This window comes from Mesorhizobium sp. M7A.F.Ca.US.005.03.2.1 (assembly GCF_003997795.1).
Classification (GTDB): domain Bacteria; phylum Pseudomonadota; class Alphaproteobacteria; order Rhizobiales; family Rhizobiaceae; genus Mesorhizobium; species Mesorhizobium ciceri.
In genome coordinates, this window is sequence record NZ_RZRP01000325.1 from 1 (window position 1) to 6,471 (window position 6,471).

At 63.3% G+C, this 6,471-nt stretch carries 6 protein-coding genes and 1 pseudogene; 5 read left to right on the forward strand and 2 right to left on the reverse strand.

Annotated features, from left to right (window positions below):
• Together EN991_RS18715 and EN991_RS18720 are read left to right on the forward strand one after the other, a co-directional pair.
• Window positions 1–894, forward strand: an 894-nt coding sequence (locus tag EN991_RS18715; RefSeq protein WP_164769189.1) for an ABC transporter permease, incomplete at its 5' end; no start/stop codon positions are given.
• A gap of 1 nt (window position 895) precedes the next feature.
• Window positions 896–1,867: an ABC transporter permease gene (locus EN991_RS18720; protein ID WP_127369282.1), complete on the forward strand. Its 972-nt coding sequence runs from the start codon at window positions 896–898 to the stop codon at window positions 1,865–1,867.
• A gap of 9 nt (window positions 1,868–1,876) precedes the next feature.
• On the opposite strand, the gene EN991_RS18725 is transcribed toward EN991_RS18720, so the two are convergent.
• Together EN991_RS18725 and EN991_RS18730 are read right to left on the reverse strand one after the other, a co-directional pair.
• A complete protein-coding gene (locus tag EN991_RS18725) occupies window positions 1,877–2,716 on the reverse strand; it encodes an amidohydrolase (RefSeq protein WP_127369283.1) in 840 nt (279 codons plus the stop codon).
• Window positions 2,717–2,781: 65 nt separating this feature from the next.
• On the reverse strand, window positions 2,782–3,567 hold the full coding sequence (locus EN991_RS18730; protein ID WP_013533023.1) for an IclR family transcriptional regulator: 786 nt from the start codon (window positions 3,565–3,567) through the stop codon (window positions 2,782–2,784).
• Window positions 3,568–3,736: 169 nt separating this feature from the next.
• On the opposite strand from EN991_RS18730, the gene EN991_RS18735 reads away from it, so the two are divergent.
• The 3 genes and pseudogenes from EN991_RS18735 to EN991_RS18745 all read left to right on the forward strand — a co-directional run.
• Window positions 3,737–5,056 carry a sugar ABC transporter substrate-binding protein gene (locus EN991_RS18735; RefSeq protein WP_127369284.1) on the forward strand — a complete coding sequence of 440 codons (1,320 nt, stop codon included), beginning with the start codon at window positions 3,737–3,739 and terminating at the stop codon, window positions 5,054–5,056.
• A gap of 136 nt (window positions 5,057–5,192) precedes the next feature.
• On the forward strand, window positions 5,193–6,089 hold the full coding sequence (locus EN991_RS18740; RefSeq protein WP_013533025.1) for a sugar ABC transporter permease: 897 nt from the start codon (window positions 5,193–5,195) through the stop codon (window positions 6,087–6,089).
• A 2-nt stretch (window positions 6,090–6,091) separates the two neighbouring features.
• A pseudogene (locus tag EN991_RS18745) lies at window positions 6,092–6,471 on the forward strand (carbohydrate ABC transporter permease); the annotation flags it as partial.

Consider the following 6,471-nt stretch of genomic DNA (forward strand, 5'->3'; position numbering starts at 1 on the left):
CTGCTGGTCGTGCTGCTTGCGGTCAATCTCATCCTCAGCCCGGGACGATTCCAGCCGGGTTCCTGGGGGGCGCTGGTCGGATTGGCGGCGCCCTTGATCGGTGCTGCCATCGCCTCCACGCCTGTCATCCTCGCCGGGCGTGGCGGAATCGACATCTCGGTCGGGCCATTGATGGGCTTTGTCAACGCTTTGACGATCCAGGTGCTGTTCCTCGGCACCGGCATCTCGTCGCCCTTGGTGCTCGTTCCGGCGGCGTTGCTCGTCGGCGCGCTGGTGGGCGCGGCGAACGGCTTCCTGGCGACAATCGTGCGCATTCAGCCGATCGTCGCCACGCTCGGCACCTATCTGATCCTGACCGGCGTGACGCTGACAATCCTGCCGGCGCCGATCGGCCCAGCGCCGGCCTGGCTCAAGGCACTGTCCGGCCCGCTGTCGATGCTGCCGCTGGCGGCGATGCTCGTCGCCTGGTGGCTGGTGCGGCGCACGCCATACTACGACCAGCTTATGGCGGTCGGCAGCGACGACCGCGCCGCCTACACCGCCGGTGTCGATGTCACGCGCGTGCGCTTCATCGCCTATGTCATGACCGGCATCCTCGGCGGATGCGCCGGGCTGATGCTGACCGCGCTGATCGGCTCGGCTGATCCCAATATCGGGCCGACCTACACACTGATCGCCATCGCCGCCGTAGCACTTGGCGGCGTCAGCCTGGCCGGCGGCCGTGGTGGCGTGGCGGGTGCCGCCATCGGTGCCATCGACATCTTCCTGCTGCAGAGCGTGCTGACGACGTTCAACGTCTCGACCTTCGTGCTGCAGATCGCCTACGGCGCGATCCTGGTGCTGGCGGTGATGCTGACAGCGCTGCAGGAACGTCTTGCCATGGGGAGACGCTGACATGGTTTTGCGCCAAAACCTCTTCGCGACAACCAACGCCCGCGTCGTCGGCGCCTTCTGCGTCGCCGCCCTTCTGCACCTTGCCGGCACAATTCTCATTCCCGGCTACTCGGCGCCGTTTGCGATACGTGCCATGCTGGTGCTCGCCTCGCTGCTCGCCGTGGCCTCGATTGGCCAGACGCTGGTCGTCATCATGGGCGGCATTGACCTTTCGATCCCCTTCGTCATCGGCTTTGCCAATGTCGTGGCGGCGCAGCTTTATGGCGATGGCTGGAACTTTTTTCTCGTCTGCGGCCTGGTCGGCGCGCTGGCGCTCGTCATCGGCGGGCTGAACGGGCTGATCTCGCGCAGCCTCGACATCCAGCCGCTCATCGTCACGCTCGGAATCGGCATGGTCGTGCAAGGGCTGGTGCTGCTGTGGACAGCCGGCTTCCCGTCAGGCTCCGCGCCACAAGCGGTTTCCAGCTTCGTCTCGATCGGCGGATCGGCCGGCCCGCTGCCGGTGCCGTGGCTGGTGCCGAGCCTGGTCGTGCTGGCGGCGCTGGTCGTGCTGGTGCTGGAGCGGACGCCCTATGGCCGCCGGCTCTATGCGTTGGGCAGCAATCCGGGAGCGGCGCCGCTGGCGCTGATCGACCCGGTTCGCATGTGGGTCATCACCTATGCAGCAAGCGCCTTCTTCGCCGCTGTCGCGGGCGTGCTGCTGCTCGGCTTCACCGGCTCGGCCTATGGCGATGTCGGCCAGCCCTATCTGTTCCAGACCATCGCAGCGGTCGTCGTCGGCGGCGCAGCACTGGTCGGCGGCCGGGGCAGCTATCTCGGCACGATCGCCGGCGTGCTGGTGCTGACCGAGATCAACACGCTGCTCATCGGCCTCGGCTTCCAGCCCGCGGCGGTGCAGGCCGCGCTCGGCTTCGTCATCGTGCTGCTGGTTTCGCTCTATGGCCGCGAACGGCACGTCTCGGCAACCGTCTGAAAGGACCTGTCAGTCGAGCCGCCACAGCTTGCGGGCATTGCCGGACAACAGCCTGTCGCGCTCGTTAATGCTGCAGCCTGAGAGCAATGCATGGGTCGCCGCTACCCAGGTCGACAGGCCGCCGCCTAGCGTGCAGACCGGCCAGTCGCTGCCCCAGACGACGCGGTCCCAGCCGAATGAATTGATGGTGTGCTCGACGTACGGCCGCAACGTCTCGACCGTCCAGCTGCCGGCATCGGCATAGGCGACGACACCGGAAATCTTGGCCATGACATTCGGGCGCCGGGCGATCTCGCTCATATGCTCGCGCCATGGATGTTCCCTGTTGCCCTTGATGTCGGGCACGCCGCAATGGTCGAGGACGAACGTCACATCGGGTGCCAGGTCGGCAAGCACGATAGCCTTGGGAATCTGGTGCGGCAGCACGACGAGATCGAAGGTCAGGCCGGTGCCGCCAAGCCGCTTGATGCTGTCGCGGAACACCGCACCTTCCGAGAGCTCGTCGGGCGCGACATGAAGGACGCGGCGAAAGCCCTTTACGAACGGGTTTGCCCGCTGCCGTTCGAGATAGGCCGCGAAGTCTCCTTCCTCAGGACGGCAGGACGCGATCACCCCGGCCAGCATGCTGCCGGGCTGCCGTGACAGTCCTTCCACACGAGCCGTCTCGGCTTCGATGTCGGCCGGATCGACATCGACCTCCATATGCAGCACGCGCTCGACGCCGACACGCTGCGCCTCCGTCGCGTAGTCTTCATAAGAGAAATCGCGGTTGAGCGCCGGCACGCCGGCGAGCCAGGGATAGCGCAGGGCCGAGCGATCGATGAGGTGAAGATGGGTGTCGATGATCATGGCGAGGCTCCTCCCTCTGGCTTTTCAAATCATCTCACGAGAGAATTCTTCATTCAAATAAGAATTCACACCGATGAGCCGACTGCTGATCCAGCAAGGTGCGACAGCTTTTCACACGTTGCCAGCAACAGTTCGATTGTCCTGGTGATATCGGGTGCGGAAGGCGCGTTGACCACCGTGATGTAGGGAATCGACAGCGCGGCGATCGCCTTGCCGTCGGAACTGCGCACCGGGGCCGACAGGTTGAAGACGCCGGCTGTCTGCATCGAAGCCATCATCTCGTAGCCACGGTCGCGGATCTGGTCGAGACGGGTGAAGAACTCGCTCGATTGCGCCGTCTTGTCGGTGCTGCGGACGTGTTCGGAAATCATCATCTGGCGCTCTTCCGGTGAGCGGAAGGCGAGCAGCACATGTCCCGAGCCGGTGTCGAACAGACTGATATGGGAGCCGACCCGGATCGATATGCCCCAGTAGTTCGGTGCTTCCTGCTGACCGATGACGACGGCAGAACCGCGATCAAAAACAACGAGTTGGTTGGCCTGCTGCGATGTCTCGGCAAGTTCACGCATCAGCGGCGTGGCATAGGAGACCAGCCGCCGTACCGGCGCGTGCAACTGTGCCAGGCCGAACAGCTTGAGCGTCAGCGAATAGCGGTCGCCGTCGAGGCGCGTGACGTAGCCGCGCCGCACCAGCCGGTCGAGCATGCGATAGAATTCGTTGGGACTGCGGTCGAGTTTCTTGGCGATTTCGGCCTGGGTCAGGCCACCGTCGACGCCCGCCAGCAGTTCAAGGATATCGAGCCCCTTGTCGAGCGCCGGCGCGCGATAGCGCTCGTCTTCGCTGTCGTCCATGGGCTCATCCTCCAGTGAATTTCACCCTTCATATACGCAGGAACGTGCGCAGCGGAAACAAATTTCGCCTTGACGTCTCCATGAATGTTTTGTTTGTATATGAATGTAGCACTTCTTGTCATCAGACGAGTTGCGGTCGCCGGCCAAGGCGCACCCAGGGAGGATACCAATGAACAGACTGCTTTCCGGCGTCTCCGCCGGTGCATTGTTGCTTGCATTTGGTGCAGGCGCAGCCCTTGCCGGCGACCTGCCCGGCAAGTTCGAAGGCGTGACCGTCGACGTGAAGCTGATCGGCGGCCAGCAATATGAAAAGCTCTACGAACGGATCCCGGAATGGGAGAAGGCGACTGGCGCCAAGGTCAACATCCTGACCAAGAAGAACGGCTTCGATATCGACAAGGAGCTCAAGTCCGACATCGCCTCGGGCAGCACCAACTGGTGCGTCGGCTGGAACCATTCCTCCTTCGCGCCGCAATATACCGGCCTCTACACCGACCTCAGCAAGTTGCTGCCGAAGGAAGAGATCGACGCCTTCGTGCCGTCGACGATCAAGGCGGCAACCATCGACGGCAAGCTGGAGATGCTGCCGCGTGCGCAGTTCGACGTTTCGGCGCTCTACTACCAGAAGAGCCTGTACGAGAACGCCGACAACAAGACCAAGTTCAAGGCGAAATACGGCTATGACCTGGTGCCGCCGGACACCTGGAAGGAAGTCACCGACCAGGCCGAGTTCTTCGCCAACCCGCCCAATTTCTACGGCACCCAGTTCGCCGGCAAGGAAGAGGCGATCAACGGCCGCTTCTACGAGATGGTCGTCGCCGAGGGCGGCGAATATCTCGACAAGGACGGCAAGCCGGTCTTCAACTCCGAGGCCGGCATCCGGGCGCTCGACTGGTTCGTCAACCTCTACAAGGCCAAGGCCGTGCCGGCCGGCACCACCAACTATCTCTGGGACGATCTCGGCCAAGGCTTTGCGTCCGGCACTGTCGCCATCAACCTGGATTGGCCGGGCTGGGCCGGCTTCTTCAACGATCCGAAGTCGTCGAAGGTCGCCGGCAATGTCGGCGTCAAAGTCGCGCCGAAGGGTTCGTCCGGCAAGCGCACCGGCTGGTCCGGCTTCCATGGCTTCTCGGTGACCGAGAACTGCCCGAACAAGGAGGCCGCGGCTTCCCTGGTTTGGTGGCTGACCAACGAGGACAGCCAGAAGCTCGAGGCCGCCGCCGGTCCGCTGCCGACCCGCACCGCGGTCTGGGACTGGGACCTGAAGCAGGCCGAAAACGATCCTTACAAGAAGGAGGTTCTTACCGCTTTCCAGGAAGAGGCCAAGCACGCCTTCGCCGTGCCGCAGACGCCTGAATGGATCGAGATCTCGAACGCCGTCTATCCCGAGCTGCAGGCGGCGATCCTCGGCGACAAGACCTCGAAACAGGCACTGGATGAAGCCGCCGCCAAGGCGACACAAATCCTCCAGGACGCCGGCAAGCTCTAGCAACGGCTCCCAGGGCTGCCTCCCCCAATCAGCAATGGGGGAGGCGATCGCGTTGCGCGGGATGCCAGCGGTTTACGCTAACCCTTCGCGCCCAGCCAACGCACCGCCGTCCAAATACAAACACTCAAGGATTCTGATGAAGGGCTTCAAGCCATCCGCGCCATTCCTGCTGCTGCTTCCGGCCATGATCGTGCTGGCGGCGGTGGTGGTGGTGCCGCTGCTTCTGTCGCTCTATTCGAGCTTCACCCCGTTCCGCCTGACGCGGCCCGAAACGTTCTACGTCTTCATCGGCATCCGGAACTATCTTTCGATCCTGTCCAACACCGACTTCTGGTGGGCCTTCGGTCGCACGGTTCTGCTGCTGACCATCGCGCTCAATCTCGAAATGCTGCTCGGGCTCGGCCTCGCCATGCTCGTCGAGAAGGCGACGCGCGGCCAGCGCATCCTGCGCACGCTGATGATGTTTCCGATGATGTTCTCGCCGATCCTGGTCGGCTTCCAATTCAAGTTCATGTTCAACGACAATATCGGCCTGGTGAACAATGCGCTGCAGTCGCTCGGCATCACGCGAGACGCCATACCGTGGCTGATCGAGGGCCATCTCGCCTTCATCGCCATCTCGATCGCCGAGATCTGGTCGTCGACGGCGATCTTCGCCATCCTGATCCTCGCCGGCCTGCTCGCCATGCCCAAGGAGCCGATCGAGGCGGCGCGGGTCGACGGCTGCACGCCGTGGCAGACATTCCGCTATGTGACGTGGCCATTCGTCATGCCCTTCGCCTACATCGCCATGACCATCCGTTCGCTCGACGTGGCGCGCGCCTATGACATCGTCAAGATCATGACCGATGGCGGACCGGCGGGCCGCACCGAACTGCTATGGACCTTGGTGGCCCGCACCGCCTACAGCGACGGGCGCATGGGCATGGCCAACGCCATGGCCTATTTTTCGATCCTGCTGTCGATCGCCTTCACCGTCTACTTCTTCAACAAGCTCGCCGCGGCGCGCACGCAGATCGGTGCGGAGTGGTGAAGATGGACGAGAATTCTTCCGCCCGCCTGAAGCGCCGGCTGCTCGGCATCGTCTATCGCATCGGCCTGTTCCTGGCGATGCTGACCATCTGCCTGCCGGGCCTGTGGATCGTGCTGTCGTCGCTGCGGCCGACGGTCGAGATCATGGCAAAGCCACCGGTGTGGATCCCACAGGAGATTTCGTTCGACGCCTATGTCGCGATGTTCTCAGGCATCGGCAAGGGCGGCATCCCGGTGATTGAATATTTCCGCAACTCGCTGATCATCTCGGTGACCTCGACGGTGATTGCGGTGGCCATCGGCATGGCAGGCGGCTATGCGTTCGCCCGCTATCGTTTTCGCGGTAAATCGAGCGTCTTCCTCGGCCTGATGCTGACGCGCAC